The organism is Lentzea sp. NPDC004782 (assembly GCF_040609115.1).
GTDB lineage: Bacteria > Actinomycetota > Actinomycetes > Mycobacteriales > Pseudonocardiaceae > Lentzea.
The window spans coordinates 28,232-50,716 of record NZ_JBEXJN010000056.1 but is presented as its reverse complement, the minus strand read 5'-3'; the positions used below and the strand labels follow the sequence as shown (position 1 = coordinate 50,716).

The 22,485-nt window shown below is 71.3% G+C and carries 15 protein-coding genes; 9 read left to right on the top strand and 6 right to left on the bottom strand.

Annotated features, from left to right (window positions below):
- Positions 1-35 precede the first annotated feature (35 nt).
- Genes ABZV40_RS36890 through ABZV40_RS36875 form a run of 4 tightly spaced genes read right to left on the bottom strand, consistent with a single transcriptional unit; the run spans position 36 to position 5,703 of the window.
- Entirely contained in the window at positions 36-545 is a 510-nt protein-coding gene (locus ABZV40_RS36890; RefSeq protein ID WP_355452694.1) for a hypothetical protein, read from the bottom strand.
- A gap of 24 nt (positions 546-569) precedes the next feature.
- Positions 570-4,976 carry an RHS repeat-associated core domain-containing protein gene (locus tag ABZV40_RS36885; protein ID WP_355452691.1) on the bottom strand — a complete coding sequence of 1,469 codons (4,407 nt, stop codon included), beginning with the start codon at positions 4,974-4,976 and terminating at the stop codon, positions 570-572.
- The gene (locus tag ABZV40_RS36880; protein ID WP_355452688.1) at positions 4,973-5,290 is read right to left on the bottom strand and encodes a type VII secretion target; all 318 of its coding nucleotides are present in this window, start codon (positions 5,288-5,290) and stop codon (positions 4,973-4,975) included. The genes ABZV40_RS36885 and ABZV40_RS36880 overlap by 4 nt, the downstream gene beginning before the upstream one ends.
- Positions 5,287-5,703 (bottom strand): YbaB/EbfC family nucleoid-associated protein, encoded by a 417-nt coding sequence (locus tag ABZV40_RS36875; protein WP_355452685.1) that lies wholly within the window; start codon positions 5,701-5,703, stop codon positions 5,287-5,289. The genes ABZV40_RS36880 and ABZV40_RS36875 overlap by 4 nt, the downstream gene beginning before the upstream one ends.
- 178 nt (positions 5,704-5,881) lie before the next feature.
- On the opposite strand from ABZV40_RS36875, the gene ABZV40_RS36870 reads away from it, so the two are divergent.
- The 9 genes from ABZV40_RS36870 (at position 5,882) to ABZV40_RS36830 (ending at position 19,801) form a co-directional block, all read left to right on the top strand.
- Positions 5,882-7,351, top strand: coding sequence for a polysaccharide deacetylase family protein (locus ABZV40_RS36870; RefSeq protein WP_355452682.1), 1,470 nt, complete (start codon positions 5,882-5,884; stop codon positions 7,349-7,351).
- A gap of 167 nt (positions 7,352-7,518) precedes the next feature.
- Positions 7,519-9,084, top strand: coding sequence for an amino acid permease (locus ABZV40_RS36865; RefSeq protein WP_355452679.1), 1,566 nt, complete (start codon positions 7,519-7,521; stop codon positions 9,082-9,084).
- Positions 9,084-9,914: an urea amidolyase associated protein UAAP1 gene (locus ABZV40_RS36860; protein WP_355452676.1), complete on the top strand. Its 831-nt coding sequence runs from the start codon at positions 9,084-9,086 to the stop codon at positions 9,912-9,914. Before ABZV40_RS36865 ends, ABZV40_RS36860 begins: the two co-directional genes overlap by 1 nt.
- Positions 9,908-10,591 carry an urea amidolyase associated protein UAAP2 gene (locus tag ABZV40_RS36855; RefSeq protein ID WP_355452673.1) on the top strand — a complete coding sequence of 228 codons (684 nt, stop codon included), beginning with the start codon at positions 9,908-9,910 and terminating at the stop codon, positions 10,589-10,591. The genes ABZV40_RS36860 and ABZV40_RS36855 overlap by 7 nt, the downstream gene beginning before the upstream one ends.
- Positions 10,588-14,184 carry an urea carboxylase gene (gene uca, locus ABZV40_RS36850; RefSeq protein WP_355452670.1) on the top strand — a complete coding sequence of 1,199 codons (3,597 nt, stop codon included), beginning with the start codon at positions 10,588-10,590 and terminating at the stop codon, positions 14,182-14,184. The genes ABZV40_RS36855 and uca overlap by 4 nt, the downstream gene beginning before the upstream one ends.
- Positions 14,181-15,863: an allophanate hydrolase gene (locus tag ABZV40_RS36845; RefSeq protein ID WP_355452667.1), complete on the top strand. Its 1,683-nt coding sequence runs from the start codon at positions 14,181-14,183 to the stop codon at positions 15,861-15,863. The genes uca and ABZV40_RS36845 overlap by 4 nt, the downstream gene beginning before the upstream one ends.
- Positions 15,864-15,867: 4 nt before the next feature.
- Positions 15,868-16,530 carry a helix-turn-helix domain-containing protein gene (locus tag ABZV40_RS36840; RefSeq protein ID WP_355452664.1) on the top strand — a complete coding sequence of 221 codons (663 nt, stop codon included), beginning with the start codon at positions 15,868-15,870 and terminating at the stop codon, positions 16,528-16,530.
- Positions 16,531-16,691: 161 nt separating this feature from the next.
- Positions 16,692-18,164 carry an APC family permease gene (locus ABZV40_RS36835; RefSeq protein WP_355452661.1) on the top strand — a complete coding sequence of 491 codons (1,473 nt, stop codon included), beginning with the start codon at positions 16,692-16,694 and terminating at the stop codon, positions 18,162-18,164.
- On the top strand, positions 18,161-19,801 hold the full coding sequence (locus ABZV40_RS36830; protein WP_355452658.1) for an amidohydrolase: 1,641 nt from the start codon (positions 18,161-18,163) through the stop codon (positions 19,799-19,801). The genes ABZV40_RS36835 and ABZV40_RS36830 overlap by 4 nt, the downstream gene beginning before the upstream one ends.
- A 185-nt stretch (positions 19,802-19,986) precedes the next feature.
- On the opposite strand, the gene ABZV40_RS36825 is transcribed toward ABZV40_RS36830, so the two are convergent.
- A complete protein-coding gene (locus tag ABZV40_RS36825) occupies positions 19,987-21,021 on the bottom strand; it encodes an agmatinase family protein (protein ID WP_355452655.1) in 1,035 nt (344 codons plus the stop codon).
- 12 nt (positions 21,022-21,033) lie between these two features.
- On the bottom strand, positions 21,034-22,467 hold the full coding sequence (locus ABZV40_RS36820; RefSeq protein ID WP_355452709.1) for a gamma-aminobutyraldehyde dehydrogenase: 1,434 nt from the start codon (positions 22,465-22,467) through the stop codon (positions 21,034-21,036).
- Positions 22,468-22,485 lie beyond the last annotated feature (18 nt).

The following is a 22,485-nucleotide window of genomic DNA, read 5'->3' as shown; positions in this document are numbered from 1 at the left end:
ACGAATGGTCGGAGGGGTGAGGCGGCTGGTCGTGCTCACCAACCCTCGACAAGACTGTGCCAGAGCGAGTTCTCGCCGACCGTGGGGTCTTTTTCCTGCACGAGCGCGAAGAACCGGTCGAGCCGGTCGTAGGTCTCGTACTCGAACGGCGCGGCGCGCAGGGCGGTGTTCACGCCGTACCAGCGCCACGCCGTGTCGACGAACAGGGCGCCTGAGCCGTTGATCCAGTAGCGGGGGAACGCCGCGCCCTCCAGGTGGCAGAAGCCCTCGACCGTGCCGGTGTCCGCGGCGGTGACCAGGTCGTCTTCGCCGATCGCGCAGAGCCGGTAGTAGACCTGGTCCTCGTCCTCGATGACCCGGTCGAACGACGGCTGAAGCTCGGTCGCCTCGACGATCGGCAGGCCCCAGCGCTGGTAGGCCTCGAGGTCGGTGGCGGGCAGCTGCCAGGTCTTGATGGAGGTGGGCGGCATGACCTGCACCGATGGCACGATCAGGTCGTCCAGCGGTGCGGTCAGCGCGTGTTCGAACAGCTCCAGTGGCTCCACGGCGCAATACTAAGCGTGCTGATCTCAGGGGTGTCCTTGCGACATCCACTGGTGCAGCGCCATCCAGTTCTCCCGCTTGGTGCCGGAGAGGCTCCACGTGATGGCGGCGTTCTTGTACTGGGCGACGATGCCGGCGCATTCGTGCCGGGGTGTCGAGCACGGCACGCGTTCGGAGTAGATGCGGGTGACCTGGTCCGGGTGGATGCCACGGGCCTGCAGCTCCTTCTGCATGATCTGCTCGGAGTGCAGGCGACCGGGGTCGTTGGCCTGGATCAGGTACTGCTTGCCGGTCGGCGTGTCGTACTCGTAGACCGCGACGTTCTGGTGCGAGCCGACGCCCTCGTTCAAGCGGTGCTCGTACGCCATCCTGCTGAGGTCTGTCTCGCCCAGCTGCACCGGTCCCTGCCTGCCGCACACCGAGAGCCCGTACGGGTCGATGAACAGCAGCGGGTTGCCGGCGTAGGAGTAGTGGTCGGGCGAGGGCGTGAGGCCCAGCGGGTCGGGGCAGGTGTAACGGCCGGTCTGCGGGTCGTAGTAGCGGAAGACGTTGTAGTGCAGGCCGGTTTCGGTGTCGTGGTACTGGCCGGGGAAGCGCAGCGGGCAGTCCGTGGTGAACCGCGAGCCCAGCAGCACGCCCCACGCGGAGAACGTCGCCTGCCAGCTCACCCGGCCGCCGGTGTCGACCAGCGAGGTGGGCCTGCCGAGGTGGTCGGTGACGACGGCGTGGAAGCCGGTGCCGTCGAGCTGCGCGAGCGGGGTGAACGTGCCCGGCTCGTGCACCCACGTCGTGACGCCGGTGCCGGTGACGTGCTGCTCGGCGAGGTCGAAGCCGTCCCAGGCGAAGTCGACGCGCACACCGCCGGAGATCTTGGCGCACCGGCGGCCGAACGCGTCGTACAGGTACCGCCAGGTGCGTCCGTCCGGTGTGGACACTTCGGTGAGCTGGTCGTAGGCGTTCCACGTGTAGCGCCACAGCAGGGTCTGACCGGAGAGCGTGCGGCGGCGGACCTCGCTCACGCGGCCCTGGCCGTCGTAGGTGTAGGTCGTGCGTCCGGCGGCGCGCAGCAGGCCGCGGTCGAACTCGCGCTGGCCGTCGGTGTCGCCGCCGGGCAGCCACGCGGCGGCGGTGATGTTGCCCGCGAGGTCGTAGACGTAGCGTTCGGTGTTGTCCGGTGCGTGGATCGCGGCGACGCGGCCCACGGCGTCCAGGTCGATGCGTTTCTGGCCGTCGGCGACCAGCTGGCCGTCGGGCCGCCACCGCAGCTGCCTGCGTTGTCCCGCGGCGTCCTGTGCGACGAGCCGGCCCTCCGCGTCCCAGGACTGGGTGACGACCGGACGGGCGTCGAGGCGGTGCGTGACCGCGCGGCCGAGCGGGTCGCGGTCGAACGTCAGCGCGTGCGCGCCCGCCCGCACCGAGGCCAGCTTGCCCAGCGGGTCGTAGGTGTAGCCGACGGTGGCGCCGGACGGCGTCACCCGGCGCACGCGACGGCCCGCGGCGTCGTAGTTGTTGACCAGCACACGGCCGTTGAACGTCTCGGTGAGCACCCGGCCGGCGGGGTCGCGGGTGAGGGTGAGCTCGCCCGCCTCGTTCACCGCGCGGACGATCTGGCCCTGCGCGTCGTACTCGTAAGTGATCTCGCCGTCGTCGCTGAGCTGGCGGATGCGCCGGCCCATGGCGTCGTAGAACACCGTGACGGTCTGGCCCGCGCCGTTCGTGGTGGACACGAGCCGCCCGGCCGCGTCGTAGGTGTTGGTCGTGGCGCGGCCGTGGAAGTCCTGTTCCCGCACCAGGTTCCCGGCCGCGTCGTACTCGTAGGTCCACGTGCGGCCCTGCGCGTTCGTGACGGCCGTGACGCGTTGCTCGGTGTCGTAGGCGAACGCCGTGCGGGCGCCGTCGGCCGTGATCCGCGCGGCGGGCAGGTCGAAGTCGCCGATCTCGAACGTCGTGCGCCTGCCGCCCGCGTCGACGTGCTCGACGAGGTTGCCCTCACCGTCGTAGCGCCAGGTCTCCCGGCCGCCGTCGGGTCCGATCCGCCACGCGGGCTGTCCGTCGACGGTCCAGCCGTAACGGGTCGTGCCCTCCAACGGGTCGATGGCGGCGACGAGCCGTCCGAAGACATCGCGTTCGTAGCGGTGCCGGTTGCCCTGCGGGTCGACCATCATGATCGGCAGACCGGCGGCGTTCGTGGTGATGTGGCTGGTTCCGCCGGCCGCGTCCGTCCTGCTCGTGAGGTGCCCGTGCGCGTCGTAGGTCGAGCGGGTCGAGCCGCCAGGACCGTGCACGGCGACGAGGTTGCCGCGGTCGTCGTAGCTGCAGTTCGTGGTCGCGACCCCGTCGGTGACCGAAGTGGACAGTCCGAACTCGTTGTAGGCGATGCGTTTCGTCGACCCGGTCGGCTCGGCGATCTCGATGACGTGCCCGGCGTCGTCGTAGCGGTAGCGCGTGGTGTTGCCGAGGGCGTCCGTGCGGGCGAGCAGGTGGTCGTAGCGGTCCCACTCGTTGACGACGCTGTGTCCCAACGGGTCCACGACCCGCACGATCTGCTTCAGCTCGTTGAGGTGGTAGACCGACTCGTTGCCCAGCGAGTCCAGCACGGTCGTCTTCGCCGGTTCGTAGCGGAAGCGGGCGTTGAGGATGCCGCCGGTGCCCTCGGCCCACGCCACCCGGCCCTGCGCGTCGAAGTGGTAGTGGTACTGCGTGCCCTTGCGGTCGGTCCAGCCGACGATCCGGCCTTCGCCGTCGTAGTCGAACACGTGCGGCCGGCCGGACGCGTTGGTCACGTGCGTCAGGTCGCCGGAGTCGTTGTAGCCGAACGACATCAGCTGGATGTCGCCGAGCCGGTAGCCGGTGACGCGGCCGCGCGCGGTCTCGACGGTGACCCGGTAGCCGCCGGAATGCCTGATCTCGGTGGGCATCCCGTCCGCGTCGGTGACGAAGTCGATGCGGTGGTCGTTGCGGTCGGTGATGGCCCGCAGCGGTGCCAGCCCCGCCACCCCGGACGGCGTGAAGTGCAGGACGTGCCCGTTCGGGCGGGTGATCCGGTAGGTCCCCTCGGCGTCCAGCGTCAACGGCCAGCGCGGGCCTTCGACCGGCATCACCGCGGCGCCACCCCGCGCCGGTGCGGGGTAGACCAGCAGGATCGCGTCGGCGCCCGCGTAGCACACGCCCTGCGCGTCGACCTCCAGCCGTTGGTCCGCAGTGGACGACCAGGACCGGCCGAAGAGCCTGCCGACGCGGTAGGACGAGATGTGGGTGCGTTGCAGCACCAGGCCGAGCTCGGCGGGCAGCGTCACGTCGGTCTGGGTGAGGAACATGTCCCCGGTGACGACGTCGACCGGGTCACCGCAGCCCGTGCGGTTCTCGGCCTCCTGCACGGTCGAGCGCGGATCCTCGGTCTGGCTGCGCACGGACGAGTCGTCGCCGGGCGGCTTGCCGTTGCCGGACGGGTCGCCGTGCTCGCCGGGCGCGCCCTCACCGGAGGAGGCGTGCGTCTCGCCCGTGGTGCCGTGTTCGCCGTTTCCGGTGTGCGGTTCCGCGCTGGAGACGTGGGTGTCCCCGCCCGCGCTCGACACGTGCGTCTCTCCACCGGCACCACCACCGCCCGCGTGCGGTTCGGCCGACGAGACGTGCGTGCCACCGCCCTCGCCGTGCGGCACGTGCGGTTCACCGCCGCCGTGCCCGTGCAGGGCGTTCATGACCTTCTGGACGCCCTGCCAGATCTCCTCGAGCTTGCTCATGATCGGCCGCAGCTTCTCGACCGAGTTGATCAGCTTCTTGATCGTGGCGCCGATCTTCTCGGTCCACGCGGCGACCTGCTCGACGACCTGAGCCACCACGAACGGCGTGCCGAGGCCGAGCGAGAAGACCTCCTCCAGCGCGTCCTGGATGAAGTCGCCGACGGCCTGCGTGACCATGTCGCGGACCAGGCCGCGCACGACACCCGTGATGACGCCGACGACCTTCACGACCGTGCTGATGGCGTTGGCGCACGTCACGATCGTGGACAGTCCGCTGACCTTGCCCTCGACGTGCTTGCGGTAGGCGTCGGCGGCCGGTCCCGACCAGTTCGCGGTCTCCTTGGCGACCGCGTCGGTGAGGCTCTTGCCCGCGCTCTCGACGGCCTTGGCGACGTTCGCCCACGTCGCCGAGTACGCGGCGATCTGGTCGCCGTCGCCCGCGAGGTGGTTCAGCGCGTCCTGCAACGGTTTGACGTGCTCGATCAACCAGTTCAGGCCGTAGGAGATGAGCGTGCCGACCGGGTTCATCGCCACGGTCAGCAGGTCCATGCCGGCGCCGAGCGCGGAGATGCCGCCCTCGATCCAGCTGCCCGACTCGACCGCGTCGTACACGCCGGCGGCGTCGTCGATCAGGTTGATGCCGGTGTGCCAGTTGGTGGAGTCCTGCTTCTGCGCGAGCAGCGGGTTCGTCACGAGAGTCTGCCCTCGATCGCGGTGAAGCTGCTCGCGGTGTTCTGCTCGACCGTGCCGTAGTGCTCGGCGGTGGCCTTGACCTCGTCGGCCATCTTGCCGATCGCCTCCTGTGCGACCTTCAGCGTGATCAGGCCGGGAGCGCTGACCGCCATCACGATCGGCACGAACAGCGGGCCGCAGATCAACCCGTAGGCCTCCACTCCCACGGTGACCTGCGTGGCGGCGTCCATCGCCTGGCTGAGCGTGTCGGCGACCTTCCGCACGGACTCGGCGTGGCCGTTGAGCTCCGTCGTGCTGACCTGGTAGCCGCTCATCGGTCCATCACCGAGCCGAAGCCCTCGTCGTCATCGGTCCCGGGGCGCGGTGGCGGCGGGTTCTCGTCGACCTGCGGTTCGGGGAACTTGGCCCGGTAGTTGCCGACGATGGTGTCGACCGTCTGCCGGTCGTCGCCGATCGTCTCGGCCATCACCTCGGCGAGCCGCTCCGGCAGCCGCGCCTGCGCCCTGCGCATGGTCAGCAGGACCGCTCGCGCCAGCTCGTCGTGGTCCTTGATGCGCAGGTCCGTGACGTTGCCGCTGGAGTCGATCGTGACGGTCACCGGGCCCTCGGTGTCGGTGACGGAGATCTGCTGTGCCTGCGCGCGCATCTCCTGGTAGCGCTCGGCCTTCGCCTTGGCCTGCGCGACCCACGCGTCGATCCCCGCGCTTGATGATCCCGGACCAGTCATCGCGATCCCCTCCGCCGAATTGGGCGCCGGTGCGACGGACACTCTGAGCCGGTCGTTCCCCTCCGCGGGAGGAATTTCTCGATCGCCATCCGTTTGGCCGATGACAAACGGGGGAGTTCCCGTCAAACCGCCCAAGGCGATCCGCAACCGATCTTGTGGTTCGTACGTATGCCGAGGCATGAGGAACGGATTCGCCGTGCTCGCGCTTGCCGCGACGGTCGCCGGGTGCACGGCGGGTCTCGAACCCGGCAAGCCGGTGCCGGCCGTCCCCGCGATCAGGACGGTCACCCCGGTCTGGATCGGCGGACTGCGGTTGGTGAGCGAGAACAGCGAGCACGAGAACTGTCACTGGGAGACCACCTATCCCGCGGTTCCCGGCGCGGACGACCTGACCAGCACGCTGCGGGACGCGGTGCACCGGCGCCTCACCACGTTCTTCCAGGCCAACGGCGGCAGTGACGAGCAGTGCCAGGCGCTGGCCCGCGGCGACGCCTCGCCGGAGATCAGCATCAACTCGGACTTCCTGGTGGCCTCCGGTGACGTGGTGGGCGTCGAGATGACGACCTTCGACTTCATGGCGACCGGTGACGGCACCAGCACGAGGTCGTACTGGTTCGACGGCGCCACCCGCAAAACCGTTCCGGCCACGGAGTTGATCGCAGGCGACGCCCTGGACCGGTTCACCGAGATCCTGGTCAACGGGCTGTCCGGGCACGACGGCGTCGACACCGCGGCGGTGAAGGAGGCACTCGGCCCCGACCGTCGCGCGTCGACCCTCACCGACCTCGCCTTCACCGAGTCGGGCGGCCTCGTCGTCCAGTTCGACCAGGGCGCGGTCGCCGCCGTGCCCGCCGGACGGCAGCTGGTCGTCCTGTCCCCGGCGGACGCCGCGCCGCTGCTGTCCGATCTCGGCCGCCGGGCTCAACGCGAAGCGGTCCAGCCGGGGCAACGACTCGACCTCCCCGGTGTCCCGGTCGCGTCACCCGCGCCCACCACGACGGCCGCCCCGCCCACCGCCCAGCCGGTCGACTGCCTTCAGGTCAAGTGCGTCGCGCTGACGTTCGACGACGGACCCGGCCCGTACACAGCGCAGCTGCTGACGAACCTGGAGCAGTACAACGCCCACGCCACGTTCTTCGTCGTCGGGCAGAACGCCACCTACAACGCCGACCTGGTTCACCGTGCGGCTGCGGCCGGGCACGAGATCGGCAACCACAGCTGGTCGCACCCCAGCCTGCCCAAGCTGTCCGACAAGGACGTCCGCGACCAGTTCGACCGCACCGACCAGGCCGTCGGCAAGGCGACCGGCGCCAGGCCCGCGCTCGTCCGGCCGCCCTACGGCGCCCTCAACGACACGGTCCGCGCGGCCGCGGGCAGGCCGCTGATCCTGTGGAGCGTGGACACCGAGGACTGGAAGTACCGCGACAGCGCGGTCGTGACCAAGGCCGTGCTGGACCGGACGAAGCCCGGTGACATCGTGCTGATGCACGACATCCACCAGACGTCGGTCGACGCCGTGCCGGCGATCCTGGCCGGTCTGCAGGATCGTGGCTACCGGTTCGTCACGGTCTCCCAGCTGTTCGGCGGCACACCGCTCACCGGCGGTACTTCGTACGACGCCAACCCCGGGGCGTTCGGCCGCGGTTGAGTGACCGTCCTCTATGGACAGAGCTGTTTTCGTTTTGACCGAAGTGCGTAGACCGGCCCACTGATTTACGGCAAGTTCACATGGCGTCACCCGTTCGTGAAACACCAGCGCCGGACAGTTCCTTACCTGTCGCTCGACAGATATTCCGTCCGGCCCGCGGAGGACCCATGAGCACCTCTCTCAGTGACACCGGTTCGCCTGGCAGCACGGGACTCGGGTACGTCCAGGAGCTGCGACGAGGAGTGGGGACGTTCTCGTCGTTCGCGGCTGGCTTCTCGTTCGTCTCGATCCTCACCACCGTGTTCCAGCTGTTCGGGCTCGGGTTCGGGCTCGGCGGCGCCTCGTTCTTCTGGGCCTGGCCGCTGGTCTTCGCCGGGCAGCTGCTCGTCGCGCTGTGCTTCGCCGAGCTCGCGGCGCGCTGGCCCGTCTCCGGCGCGATCTTCCAGTGGTCGAGCCGCCTGGCGGGCACGACCGCCGGCTGGTTCGCGGGCTGGGTCATGGTGATCGGGCAGATCCTGACGGTCGCGGCCGCCGCGATCGCGATCCAGGTGGTCCTGCCGAGCATCTGGTCCGGGTTCCAGATCGTCGGCGGCTCCGGTGCCGACCCGTCGGTGACGTCCGCGACCGGTGCGCAGAACGCCGTGCTGCTCGGCGTGATCCTGCTGGTGATCACGACGGCGGTGAACATCGCCGGCGTCCGGCACATGGCGGCGGCGACGAGTGTCGGTGTCACCATCGAGATCGTCGCGGTCGTCGCGTTGGTGCTCGTGCTGTTCCTGCTGCCCGAACGCGGTCCTGACGTCGTGCTGCACCACGAGGGCTGGACCGGTGAAGGCGGTTATCTCCCGGCGTTCCTCGCGTCGTCGCTGATGGCCGCGTACGTGATGGTGGGGTTCGACTCCGCGGGCGAACTGTCCGAGGAGACCCACTCGCCGCGCCGCACGACCCCGCGCACGATCCTGCACGCGCTCATCGCGTCCGCGGTCGGAGGAGCGCTGCTGATCGTCGGCGCGCTGATGGCCGCGCCGAGCCTCACCGACGGCAACCTGGCGACCGGCGGGCTGTCGTGGGTGCTCACCGAACGGCTGGGCGGTGTGCTCGGCCGCCTGTTCCTGTGCTGCGTCGCGGTGGCCGTCTTCGCGTGCACGCTGGCGATCCAGACCGCGGGCGCGCGGATGATCTACTCGATGGCCAGGGACGAGGCCTTCCCGTTCCACCGGGCGCTGAGCAGGGTCTCGCCGCGCACCGGCACCCCGGTCGGTGCCTCGATCGTCGTGGGTGTCGGTGCCGCCGTCGCACTCGTGGTCAACATCGGGCAGTCCGCGATCTTCACCGCGTTGTCGAGCCTGTGCATCGCGATGCTCTACCTCGCGTACCTGGGCGTGACGCTGCCGCTGCTGGTGATCCGGATCCGGCACCGCGCCACCGACGGCTGGCCCCGAGGCGTTGACGAGCAAGGGAAACCGTTGTTCAGCCTGGGCGCGTGGGGCATTCCGCTGAACGCGCTCGCGGTCGTCTACCAGATCGGCATGGCGATCAACCTGTTGTGGCCGCGCCCGGAGATCTACGACCTCACCGGCGAGACGTGGTGGCTGCGGTGGAGCGCGCTGCTCGTGATCGCCCTCAGCGTCGCGGGCGGCGCCGCGTACCTGCTCTTCAAGCACCGGGTGCACGGCCGGATCGAGCTGCGGCACGTCTCGCACACCCACGTCGCACCCGCGCAGGAGGCCTAGTGGACCAGCACGACACCGACACCGTCCTCAACGCCAGAGCGGACGCCCGCGCACGCGGCGGGCAGACGAGCGAGTGGATGCCCTACCTGCCGGCGTCGTCGAGCCCGTACCGGCCGGAGGGCGTGTCCGCACTCACCTGGGCGGAAACCGTTGCGCCAGGCGGATACACGCACAAGGTGGTCGCCAGGGGCACCCGGATCCGGTTCGACGACCCGACCGGCGACGCCTGCGCGCACTTGATCGTCTACAACGCGCTGGAACCGGTCGAACGGCTCAACGTCGCCGACACGCTGAAGATCCCGTGGCAGGCCTACCTCGGTGCCGGGCACCCGCTGCTGTCGGGTGACGGCCGGGTGCTCGCGACGATCGTCGGCGACACGTCCGGCCACCACGACGCGTTCTGCGGCACCAGCACCGAGGCGTGGTGCCGGCGCAAGTACGGCGACGCCGCGCCGGAAGGACCGTTCCCGGCAGGGCGTTCGCTGTTCGTCAAGGCCGCGGCCAAACACGGGCTCGCACCGCGCGATCTGCCGCCGAGCGTCTCGTTCTTCCAGGGCGTCCGGGTCGACGCCGACGGGGCGTTCGAGTGGCGCGGGTCGGCGGGGGAGGGCACCTCGGTCGAGCTGCTGGCCGAACTGCCGTTGCTGGTCCTGGTGGCCAACGTGCCGCACCCGCTGGACCCGCGTCCTGACTACGTGGTCGGGCCGTTGCGCGTGCACGCCTGGCGTTCGGTGCCGACGGGACCCGCCGACCACCGCTTCACGGCCACGCCCGAAGCACATCGGGCCTACCTCAACACGATCGACTACGCGGAGGCGCGGGGATGGTGACCAGTTCGGTCCCGGTCGGGGCGACCCACTCGCCCGAGTCACCGCTCGACTGGTCGGAGCCGCTCGTCGCCGGCGAGGTGGTCCTCGACGAACGCGTCGCGCCCAACGCCTCGTGGTCCGCCGTGGTGCGGGCCGGTCACGTTCTGACCGTTGTGGACGTCGGCGGCAACCAGTCCGGTGACTGCCTGCTCTACAACGCGGACGACACGGCGGAACGCTACAGCGTGCCGGACACGCTGGCGTGGCAGGGCAACGCCTACGTCCGCACGGGCACGGTGCTGCGCAGCAACCTCGGCAACCCGCTGATGACCGTCGTCGGCAACGAGATCGACCGGCAGGACACGATCGGCGGCGCGTGCTCCAAGGAGTCCAACACGTTGCGGTACGGGCACCACGTGATGTTCCACCACGGGTGCCGGGAGAACTTCCTGTCCGAGGGCCAGAAGCACGGGCTCGGCCTGCGCGACCTGGTGTCCAACCTCAACTGGTTCATGAACGTCCCGGTCGAGGCGGACGGCGCGCTCGGCATCGTCGACGGCATGTCCGCGCCGGGCAAGCGGGTCGCGGTGCGCGCGGAGACGGACGTGCTGGTGCTGGTGTCGAACTGCCCACAGATGAACAACCCCTGCAACGACTTCAACCCGACGCCGCTGCGCATGATCGTGGTGGCGCCATGACCTCGTTCGACGTCGTCCTGGTCGCCAACCGGGGTGAGATCGCGCGCCGGGTCATCCGCACCGCGCAGGCGCTGGCGATGAAGACGGTCGCGGTCTACTCCGACGCCGACCGCGCCGCGCCGCACGTCCGCGAGGCCGACACGGCCGTCCGGCTCGGTCCGGCTCCGGCACGTGAGTCGTACCTGCGGGCCGACGCGATCGTCGAGGCCGCTCTCCACAGCGGTGCCGGGCTGATCCACCCCGGCTACGGGTTCCTGTCGGAGAACGTCGCGTTCGCCCGGTCCGTCGAGGCCGCCGGACTGCGGTTCGTCGGCCCGTCGCCCGAGCAGATCGCCGCGTTCGGCCAGAAGCACACCGCGCGGGAGATCGCGCTCGCCGCGGGTGTGCCGATGCTCGCCGGGACCGGTCTGCTGTCGTCGGCCGACGAGGCGGTCGCGGAGGCCGAACGGATCGGGCTGCCCGTGATGGTCAAGGCGACCGGCGGCGGTGGCGGTATCGGCATGCAGGCCTGCGCCACCGCTGAGGAGGTGCGCGCGGCGTTCGAACGCGTGGAGCTGCTGGCACGGCAGAACTTCGGCGCCGCCGGGGTGTTCCTCGAACGGTTGGTGCGCCCGGCCCGGCACGTGGAGGTGCAGCTGTTCGGCGACGGTCTCGGCCGCGTGGCGGTGATCGGTGACCGGGACTGCTCGCTGCAGCGCCGCAACCAGAAGGTCGTCGAGGAGGCGCCCGCTCCGGCCCTGCCCGGCCACGTCCGCTCGGTGCTGCACTCCTCGGCGCGGGACCTGGCCGCGTCGGTGGGGTACCGCAGCGCGGGCACGGTCGAGTTCATCTACGACCCGGTCCGCCAGGAGGCCGCGTTCCTGGAGGTCAACACGCGGCTGCAGGTCGAACACCCCGTCACCGAGATGGTCTTCGGCGTCGACCTGGTCGAGCTGATGCTGCGACTGGCCCGCGACGGCGCGGACGGCCTGCCCGATCGCGTCTTCGACTCGCCGTGGGTGCCGGACGGGCACGCGGTCGAGGCCCGCGTCTACGCGGAGGATCCCGCGAAGGACTCGCTGCCGTCGTCGGGTCTGGTGACGCGGGCGGTCTTCCCGTCCGAGCTCGACGGGGTGAGGGTGGACGGCTGGATCGAGACCGGGCTGGAGGTCTCGCCGCACTACGACCCCATGCTGGCCAAGGTGATCGCCGCCGGGCCGAACCGGGACGCCGCGCTCGACCTGCTCGGCGAGGCGCTCGGCGGCTCGCGCGTGGACGGCATCGTCACCAACCTGGGACTGCTGCGCGCACTCACCGGCTCCGACGACGTGCGTGCGGCGGTGCACTCGACCTCCACGCTCGACGTCACGACCGACCCCGATCCGCGCGTCGACGTGCTGGTGCCGGGCACCATGACGACGGTGCAGGACCTGCCGGGCCGCGTCGGGTACTGGCAGGTCGGCGTGCCGCCCAGCGGTCCGTTCGACGCCGTGTCGCTGCGGGAGGCGAACCTCGCCGTCGGCAACCCCGCCGCGGCACCGGGGCTGGAGATCACCGCGTCCGGGCCGATCCTGCGGTTCTCGGCGCCCGCGGTCGTCTGCCTCAGCGGCGCCGCCGTTGAGTCCGATGTGGACGGTGAGCCGGTACCGCGGTGGGAACCGGTGGACGTCCCCGCCGGCGGCACCCTGCGGATCGGCTCGATCACCGGTCCTGGCCTGCGTGCCTACCTCGCCGTCCGGGGCGGGTTCGACGTGCCCGCCCACCTCGGGTCCGCGTCGACGTTCACGCTGGGCGGGTTCGGCGGCCATGCCGGACGGGCGCTGCTGTCCGGGGACGTGCTGCGGCTGGGCTCACCGGACGCGGCGGAGAACCCCGGCCTGACCACGATCGGCGGCCCGACCCCGGCCCACCGGCGTCCCGCGATCGTCGACGCGTGGCAGATCGCGGTCACCGAAGGACCGCACGGGGCACCGGAGTTCTTCACGCGTGCGGACCTGGACGCCTTCTACGGCACCGATTTCAAGGTCCACCACAACTCCGCGCGCACCGGCATCCGGTTGATCGGCCCGAAGCCGGTGTGGGCGCGTCCGGACGGCGGTGAGGCGGGACTGCACCCGTCGAACATCCACGACACGCCCTACGCCATCGGTGCCATCGACTTCACCGGTGACACCCCGGTCGTCCTCGGCCCCGACGGCCCCTCGCTGGGCGGGTTCGTCTGCCCGGCCGTGGTGGCCAGCGGGGATCTCTGGAAGCTGGGGCAGCTGCGGCCCGGCGACTCCGTGCGGTTCGTGCGGGTGCGCGAGGCCGACGCCGCGTCGCCGGTTGCTGCTCCGCGCGTGGTGTCCCGAGGCGGCGACGGTGACGACGGCGTGCTGGGCCGGTTGGAGGAGACCGACGAACGTCCGTCCGTCACCTATCGGCGCGACGGTGACAGCAACGTGCTCGTCGAGTACGGGCCGATGACTCTGGACCTGGCGCTGCGGATGCGGGTGCACGCGTTGCAGGAAACCCTTGCGGCACATGCCCCGGACGGCATCCTCGACGTCACGCCGGGCATCCGTTCGTTGCAGGTCCACACCGATCCGTCGCGGCTGAAGGCCTCCGATGTCGCGCGGCTGCTCCGGGAACTCGAAGGCTCGGTCCCCGCGACGCAGGACCTCGTGGTGCCGTCCCGCACCGTGCGGTTGCCGTTGAGCTGGGACGATCCCGCCACTCGGCTGGCGATCGAGCGGTACATGGCCGGCGTGCGCTCAGACGCGCCGTGGACACCGTGGAACATCGAGTTCATCCGGCGCATCAACGGTCTGTCGTCGGTCGACGACGTCTACCGGACCGTCTTCGACGCCTCGTACCTGGTGCTGGGACTCGGCGACGTCTACCTCGGCGCCCCGGTGGCGACCCCGCTCGACCCCCGGCACCGGCTGGTGACGACGAAGTACAACCCGGCGCGGACGTGGACGGCCGAGAACTCCGTCGGCATCGGCGGCGCGTACCTGTGCGTCTACGGCATGGAGGGGCCGGGCGGCTACCAGTTCGTCGGCCGTACCGTGCAGGTCTGGAACCGCTACCGCCGCGGTGGCCTCTTCGCCGAGCACCCGTGGGCGCTGCGCTTCTTCGACCGGATCGAGTGGTACCCGGTCTCCGCCGACGAGCTGCTCGAGCTCCGTGCCGAAACCGACGCCGGACGTGGTGACTTCGAGACCGTCGACGGCACGTTCTCGATCGCCGGCCACCTCCGGTTCCTCGACGACAACGCGGACGACATCGCGGCCTTCCGCGCCCGCCAGACCGCGGCCTTCGAGGAGGAGAAACAACGCTGGCGGCTCGCCGGCGAGTTCGACCGGCACGACGAACCGGAACCGGTGGCCGTTGCGGACGTGGTGGTGCCGGACGGGGCGGTGGCCGTGACCGCGCCGTTCACCGCGACCGTGTGGCGGCTCGCGCTGGAACCGGGTTCCCCGGTGGTGGAAGGAGATCCGGTGCTCTCGCTGGAGGCGATGAAGATGGAGGCCGAGGTGACCGCACCCGTGACGGGCAGGCTGGTCGAGCTGTACGTGCGTCCCGGCGACCAGGTGGGTCCCGGTCAGGTGCTCGCGGCGGTGCGGCCGTGACGCCGGACCCGGTTGCCGCCGTCCAGGCCGCCTACGACCGGATCGCCGCCGTCGACCGGCCCGAGATCTGGGTGACGCGGCGCCACCGCGAGGACGCGCTGTCCGAGGCCGGGGAGATCGCCGCTCGGGTGGCCGCCGGTGAGGACCTCCCGCTCGCCGGCCGGGTGATCGCGGTCAAGGACAACATCGACGTGGCCGGCCTGCCGACCACCGCGGCCGCGCACTCCTACCTCTACCGCCCGGAAGCGGACGCCACTGCCGTCGCGCGGTTGCGGGCCGCGGGGGCCGTGGTGATCGGCAAGACCAACCTCGACCAGTTCGCCACGGGACTGGTGGGCACGAGGACCCCGTACGGCGCGGTCCGCAACGCCTGGGACCCGGCGAGGATCTCCGGCGGTTCGTCGGCGGGGTCGGCGGTGGCCGTCGCGCTCGGTATCGTCGACGCCGCGCTGGGCACCGACACCGCGGGCTCCGGACGGGTGCCGGCGGCGCTCAACGGGATCGTCGGGGTGAAGCCGACGAAAGGGCTCGTGCCCGTCACGGGTGTCGTGCCGGCGTGCTACTCCCTGGACTGCGTCACGGTCTTCGCCCGCGACCTCGGCCTCGCCCGGCTGACCGCGGAGATCATGGCCGGACCGGACCCGGCGGATCCGCTGTCGCGCGAAGCCCGTCCGGACGTCGGGCTCGCACCGAGGCCGCGCGTCGCCGTGCCCACGAGCGAGCACCTCGCCGGCATGGCACCCGGCTGGCGCGAGGCGTTCTCGGCCACGGCGGCACGGCTCGCCGACACCGGCGTGGAGATCGTCGAGGTCGACGTCGCGCCACTGCTGGAAGCCGCGAAGATGTTGTACGGCGGCGCTTTCGTCGCCGAGCGGTACGCCGCTGTGGGTGCGCACATCGAGTCGCACCGCGACCTCGTCGGCTCCGACCTCGACCCCACCGTGGCCGCGATCGTCCTCGCGGGCGCGGCGCCGACGGCCGCGCAGTGGGCCGAGGACACCGCCACGCTCGCCCGGCTCGGCGCGCGGGGACGTGCCCTGCTCGCCGGGTGCGACGCGCTGCTGACCCCGACGACCACCTGTCATCCCACGCTCGCCGAGGTGGCCGCCGATCCGGTCGGCGTCAACAGCGGGTTGGGGCGGTTCACCAACTTCGCCAACCTGCTCGACCTCGCGTCGCTCGCGGTGCCCGCCGGGTTCGTCGACGGCCTGCCGTTCGGGGTCATGTTCACCGGTCCGGCGTTCGGCGACCGCGGTCTGGCCGAGCTCGCCAGGAGGCTGCTCGCGCCGTCGATCGACCTGTTCGTGGTCGGCGCGCACCTCAGCGGTCAGCCGTTGAACAAGGAACTGGTGCAGGCGGGCGGCACCCTGGTGCGGCCGGCGCGAACCGCTGCGGCGTACCGGTTGCGGGCGTTGGCGACGACACCGCCGAAGCCGGGTCTGGTGCGGGTGCCGGACGGTGGCGCGCCGATCGAGGGCGAGATCTGGCGGTTGCCGGCGGCGGGGTTCGGCACGTTCGTCGCCGCCGTGCCGCCGCCGATGGTGATCGGTACCGTCGAACTCGCCGAAGGCGTTGCGGTTTCCGGCTTTCTGGCCGAACCGTGGGCTTTGGACGGTGCCGGCGACATCACCGCGTTCGGGGGATGGCGGGCTTATCTCGCGGCATGCCGGGAACAATGACGCCGTGACTCGACCCCGACCCGGCCGCCCGCGCCACGCGCCCGACGACGGTGCCAGGTCGCCGCGGGACCAGATCCTCGAAGCAGCCGCCGCGCTGTTCGTCGACCAGGGTTTCTCGGCGACCTCCACCCGTGCCATCGCCGACCGGGTCGGGATCAGACAGGCGTCGCTCTACTACCACTTCGCCGGCAAGGACGACATCCTCCTGGAACTGCTCCGCACCTCCGTGCGGCCGAGCCTGGAGACCGCCCGCCTGCTGGAGGCCGCGCCCGCGGAGGCCGCGCTCTACGCCCTGGCCGTGGCCGACGCGCACACGCTCGCGACGGCGCCCCACAACATCGGCATGCTCTACCTGCTGCCCGAGGTGCAGCTGGAGCGGTACGACCTGTTCCGCCAGGACCGCGCGGAGCTGCAGGACATCTACGCCCGCCTCGGTGCCAAGGTCGCCGGTGACGACCCGGACCCGGCCGCGACCGCGCGCCGCGGCGAGATGCTGATCCAGCTCGTCGAGGTCGTGATCCAGCAGCGGCGGACCCGCGTGCCGGACACGTCGGACTGCCACGCCATCGCCGAGGCGTGCCTGCGCGTGTGCGGCGCCGACGACCAGGCGATCGCCGCCGCACGGGCGGACGCCGCCGGTCTGGTGTCCACCTCGACGCGGACGTAACAGTCGGTCCAACTATTTCCGTTGCCGAAGCGCTCGAAATCTACCGTTTACGTGTCGAGAGGGCCTGTCTTGCTACGAAAACCTTGACTTGAAGGGGGTGTTGGCCAATGATTCGGCAATCACAGCCCGAGTGACCCCCGACACACGCGAAAGGGCGCGCCATGACCCGAACCGCCTCCCCGGACGACAAGATCGCAGCCTTACCGGCGGGAGAGCTCAAACGCGGCGTGCTCGGCAGCGGCGGCCTGGTCTTCATGGTCGTGGCGGCCGCCGCCCCGCTGACCGTCATGGCCGGCGTCGCCCCGCTGGGCCTCATGATCGGTGGCATCGGTGCCCCCGTCGCCTACCTGGCCGCAGGCGCGGTGCTGATCATCTTCGCGGTCGCGTTCACCCGCATGACCAGGTACGTCAGCGGCGGCGGAGCGTTCTACGCCTACATCGCCAAGGGGCTCGGCAGGGGCTGGGGGCTGGCGGCCGCACTGCTGGCGCTGGTGTCGTACAACACGCTGCAGATCGGGGTCTACGGCCTGTTCGCCGCGCAGACCCGAGCGACACTGGCCGACCTGTTCGGGGTGAACGTGCCGTGGCCGGTCATCGCGTTGATCGCCCTCGGTCTGGTGCTCGTCATCGCCTGGCTGGGCATCGACGTCGGCGCGAAGGTGCTCGGCGTCCTGCTGATCCTGGAGTCGGGAATCCTCGTGGTGATGGCCATCGGGGTCTTCACGCACGGTGGTGCGTCCGGTGTGGACGGTGCGTCCTTCACCGCGGCGGCGGCGTTCAACCCCGGCATGGGCGGTGTGCTCGCGTTCGCCTTCGCCGCGTTCATGGGCTTCGAGTCCACCGCCCTGTACCGCCGGGAGGCCCGTGACCCGGAGCGGACCATTCCCCGCGCGACCTACTTCGCCGTCGGGTTCATGGCGGTGTTCTACTGCGTGATCCTCTGGTCCGTCGTGATCGGGTTCGGCAGCGACAAGGTCGTCGGCGCTGCCTCGGAGAACGTCGCCGGGTTGTTCTTCGCGGCCACCGAGACCTACGTCGGACCGTGGGCGGCCACGCTGATGCGCCTGCTCGTGATCTCCAGCGTCTACGCCTCGCAGATCGCGTTCCACAACGCGATCACCCGCTACACCCACGCGCTGTCCCAGGACGGCGTGCTGCCCGCCTGGATCGGCGAGGTCCACCCGCGCTTCGGCTCGCCGTACCGCGCGAGCGCCCTCCAGACGGTCTTCGCGGTGATCGTCATCGGCGGGTTCGCGCTCGCCGGGGCCGACCCGATCACCGGTCTGCTGCTGTGGGTGAACACTCCCGGCGTCGTCGGCATCGTCGTGCTGCAGGCGCTCACCGCGGTCGCGTGCGTCGTGTACTTCTTGCGGCGAAACAAGTCCGCGAGCACACCGGTGGCGTTGACGGCCGCGGTCGTGTCCACAGTGCTGCTGGCGGCGGCGACCTACGTGTTGATCAGCAACGTCGGCTTGCTCACCAACGCGCCGACGAGCGTCAACGTCGTGCTGGTCGGCATCGTTCCGGTGACGCTGCTCGTGGGTGGCGTGCTCGCGGTCTGGTTGCGCAATCGTCGTCCGGAGACCTACGCGCGCGTTGGTGAGGGACCGGCCGTTCAGGAGGTTGCCGCGTGAATGCGGACCTCATCCTGTGCGCCGACACGGTTCACACGATGCACACGCTGGCCGTCGGCCTCCGCCCGGTGGAGGCGGTCGCGGTGCGGGACGGTGTGATCAGCGCGGTCGGTTCCAGGAGGGACGCGCGCGACTGGCGCGGTCCCGGCACCGAGGTCGTCGACCTCGGACCGGCGGTGCTCACGCCGGGTCTGGTCGACGGCCACATTCACCCGGTCGCGGGGCTGAGCCTCACCGCCGGCGTCGACCTGTCCGGCGCGCGCGACCCGGCGGAGGTGCACCGGCTGCTCGCCGAGGCCGCCGCGTCCCGCGCCCCCGACGCCTGGGTGCAGGCGTGGGGACTCGACCCGAACGTGTTCGCCGGCCGGCCGCTCACCGGGTCGTTGATCGAGAACGCGGTCGGCGGCAGGCCTGCCTTCGTCCGGCTGTTCGACGCGCACTCGGCGCTCGTGACGGCAGCCGCGTTGCGGATCGCGGGCGTCGACGGCCCCAGGAAGTTCGACCAGCGTTCGACCGTGGTCTGCGGCGAGGACGGCCGTCCCACCGGGCTGTTGCACGAGTCGGCGGCGATGGAACTGGTGCTCGCCCACGTCCCGGTGCAGCCGGTCGCGGTCCGTGCGGCCAGGCTGCACGAGCTGCTGCGGTCGATGGCCGCCACCGGGTTGACCGGCGGTCATGTCATGGACCTGCTCGGCGACAGCGAGGAGGTCCTCGCCGCCGCCGAGGACCTCGCCGACCTGTCGTTGCGGCTGCGGTTCGCGCCCTGGTGCGACCCCGGCGTGGACGCGGACGGCCTCGCGGACCTGATCGCGGCGCAGGGCCGCGGCGGCCGCCGCTGGCACGTCGGCGCGGTCAAGTTCATGCTCGACGGCACGATCGACAACGGCACCGCCTGGCTGGAGACACCCGACGCGCTGGGGGAGTCGACCGACGCGCTCTGGCCCGACGTCGACGACTACACCTGGGCCCTGCGCAGGCTCGCGGCCGCCGGCGTCCCCACCGCCACCCACGCCATCGGCGATGCCGCCGTCCGTCACGTCCTGAACGCCCTCGACGGCGTCACCCGTTCCGCCACCGTGCCGCACCGCGTCGAGCACCTCGAAACCCTGCCGGGTGCCCTGATCGAGCGCTTCCGCCGGCAGGGCGTGGTGGCGAGCATGCAACCCATCCACTGCGGCCACTTCACCAGAGCCGACCACAGCGACAACTGGTCGTCCCGCCTGGGCGCGGAACGGGCGGACCGCGCCTGGCGCTGCCGCGACCTGCGCGACGCCGGGGTGCCCGTCGTCCTGGGCTCGGACTGGCCGGTCGCCCCGTTCGACGCCCGCCACGGCCTGGCCGAGGCGATGCTGCGCCGCCCGGCCCTCGAACCCGACGTGCCGCCCGTGGGACCGGCACAGGGACTCACGGCCCGGATGGCCCTGGAGGGCTACACCTCGCACGCCGCGCTGGCCGCGGGCGAGCCCGGCGGTGGCCGGATCGCGGTCGGCGGACGTGCGGACTTCACCGCGTTCACCGTCGACCCGCTGCGGGCCGGTCCCGACGAGCTCGCCGACGCGCCGATCGCGCTGACCGCGGTCGGCGGCGTGATCGTGCACCGCGCCGCCTCGTCTACCGAGTCCGCCCTCGCCCGCTGACCCCGCCCGCCGAAGTGCACGCGGGGAGCTTTCGTTCGCTCTTGGCGCACGCGAGGCCCCCGCGTGGTGTCGGCGACGCGGGCTTGGTTCGCTATGTCGGTGGTTGTTCTGGGGTACGCGGGGAGCTTTCGTACCCTTCTGGAGTACGGGAGGGCCCCGCGTGGAGCAAGGCAGGAGGGGCGGGGTCAGTCGGCTGGGGTTGGCGCCGGGCGGTCTGCCAGCAGTGGCAGGGACGGGTCCCAGCGGGTGCCGTCCGCCTCGTCACGGCGGCGGCGGGCGATCGCCGACAGCGCCTCCAGCACCACGCGGTTGGCGAGCGCGGCGGTGATGTCGGCGTGGTCGTACGGCGGGCTCACCTCGACCACGTCGATGCCTGCGACCGGCAGCTCCAGGCAGATCCGGCGGACCGAGTCGAGCAGCTGGCGTGCGGACAGGCCGCCCGGTTCCGGGGTGCCGGTGCCGGGTGCGTGGCCGGGGTCGCACACGTCGATGTCCACGGACAGGAACACGCCCTCGCACTCGTCCACGGCGATGCCGAACGCCTCGGTCAGGCAGGCTTCCAGGCCGCGCAACCCGATCTCGGTCATCTCGTAGGACCGCATGCGCTGGGCCGCCATCCAGGCCAGCGTCTCGGGCGGGGGCCAGTAGCCGCGCAACCCGATCTGCAGGAACCGGTCGCCGCGCAGCGCCCCGGACTCGATCAGCCGGCGCATCGGCTGGCCGTGGCCCCACAGTGAGCCGAACTCGATGTCGCCGGTGTCGGCGTGCGCGTCGAAGTGCAGCATGGAGATCCGGCCGTGCCCCACGACGTTGGCGATGCCCTTGGCGTCGGCGAACGCGATCGAGTGGTCGCCGCCGAGGACTACCGGGATCGCGCCGGAACGGGCGACCGTCTCCACCGCGCGTTCCAGGGCGGCCAGCGCGGAAACGATGTCGCCGGGCGGCATCTCCACGTCACCGGCGTCGAGCACGCGCAGGTCCCGCAGGCCGTCGGCGCGCAGGGCGAGGCTGGGGCGCGAGCCGTCGTGGGGGAGGTAGTCGGTGGTGCGGATGGCCTGCGGGCCGAAGCGCGTGCCGGGGCGGTGGGAGGTGCCGCCGTCGAACGGTGCGCCGAGGACGACGACGTCCGCCCCGGCGAAGGAGCCGGGGTCGTCGAGGCTGCACCGGTCGACGCCCAGGAACGTGACGTCCGGTCCGTACTGGGCGCCGTAGCGGCTCATGCGGTTCTCCTGTCAGGACTCGATGTTCGCCATGACGTGCTTGATCCTCGTGTACTCCTCGAACCCGTACAGCGAAAGATCCTTGCCGTAACCGGACTGTTTGAAGCCGCCGTGCGGCATTTCGGCCACCAGCGGGATGTGCGCGTTGATCCACACGCAGCCGAAGTCCAGCCGCTTGCTCATCCGCATGGCGCGCCCGAAGTCGCGGGTCCACACGCTGGACGCGAGGCCGTAGTCGACACCGTTGGCCCACGTGACGGCCTGGTCCTCGTCGGTGAACCGCTGCACGGTGATGACCGGGCCGAAGATCTCCCGCTGCACCATCTCGTCGTCCTGCCGCAGCCCGGTCACGACCGTCGGTTCGACGAAGAAGCCCCGGTCGCCCTGCCTGCGGCCGCCCGCGGTGATCTCCGCGTGGCCGGGCACGCGGTCGAGGAAGCCGGTGACGTGCGCGAACTGCCTTGCGTTGTTCACCGGCGGGACGAGCGCGTCGGGGTCGTCGGCGCCCTTGAGGTAGGTCGTCGTCGTGCTCCTGGCCTGCGAGGTGAGCGCGGCCACGAAGTCGTCGTGGACACGCGGCCCGACGAGCACGCGGGTGGCGGCCGTGCAGTCCTGGCCCGCGTTGAAGTAACCCGCCGTGGCGATCCCGGCGGCGGCGGCCTCGACGTCGGCGTCGTCGAACACGACGACCGGTGCCTTGCCTCCGAGCTCGAGGTGCACGCGCTTGAGGTCGCGTGCCGCCGAGGTCGCCACGGCGCTGCCGGCCCGCACCGAACCGGTGATCGCCACGAGCTGCGGGATCTCGTGCTCCACCAAGGCCCGTCCGGTTTCGGGGCCGCCGCACACGACGTTGAACACGCCCGCCGGCAGCACCTCGGCCGCGAGCTCGGCCAGCCGCAGAGTCGTCACCGGGGTGGTGTCGGACGGCTTGAGCACGACCGTGTTGCCCGCCGCGAGCGCGGGGGCGATCTTCCACACCGCCATCAGCAGCGGGTAGTTCCACGGCGTCACCTGACCGACGACACCGATCGGCTCCCGCCGGACGAAGCTCGTGTGGCCGGGCAGGTACTCGGCCGCGGCCTTGCCTTCGAGCACCCGCGCGGCACCCGCGAAGAACCGCAGGTGGTCCACCGCGGCGGGCAGTTCCTCGGTGGCCGTGAGCCCGAGGGGCTTGCCGGTGTTGCGGCTTTCGGCCCGCACGAGCTCGTCGGCGTGCTCCTCGACCAGGTCGGCGAACGCGAGCAGCGCCCGCTGCCGTTGGGCGGGCGTCGACTCACCCCAGGTCTCGAACGCCTTCGCCGCGACCCGGCAGGCGGCGTCGACGTCCTCGGCACCGGAGACCGGCGCGGTGCCGAACACCTCACCGGTCGCGGGGTCGACGAGGTCCGCCCGGTGGTCCTCGGCGGTGCCGGTGTGCTCGCCGCCGACGAAGTTGCGCAGCTCCAGCGTCACGGTGCTTCTCCT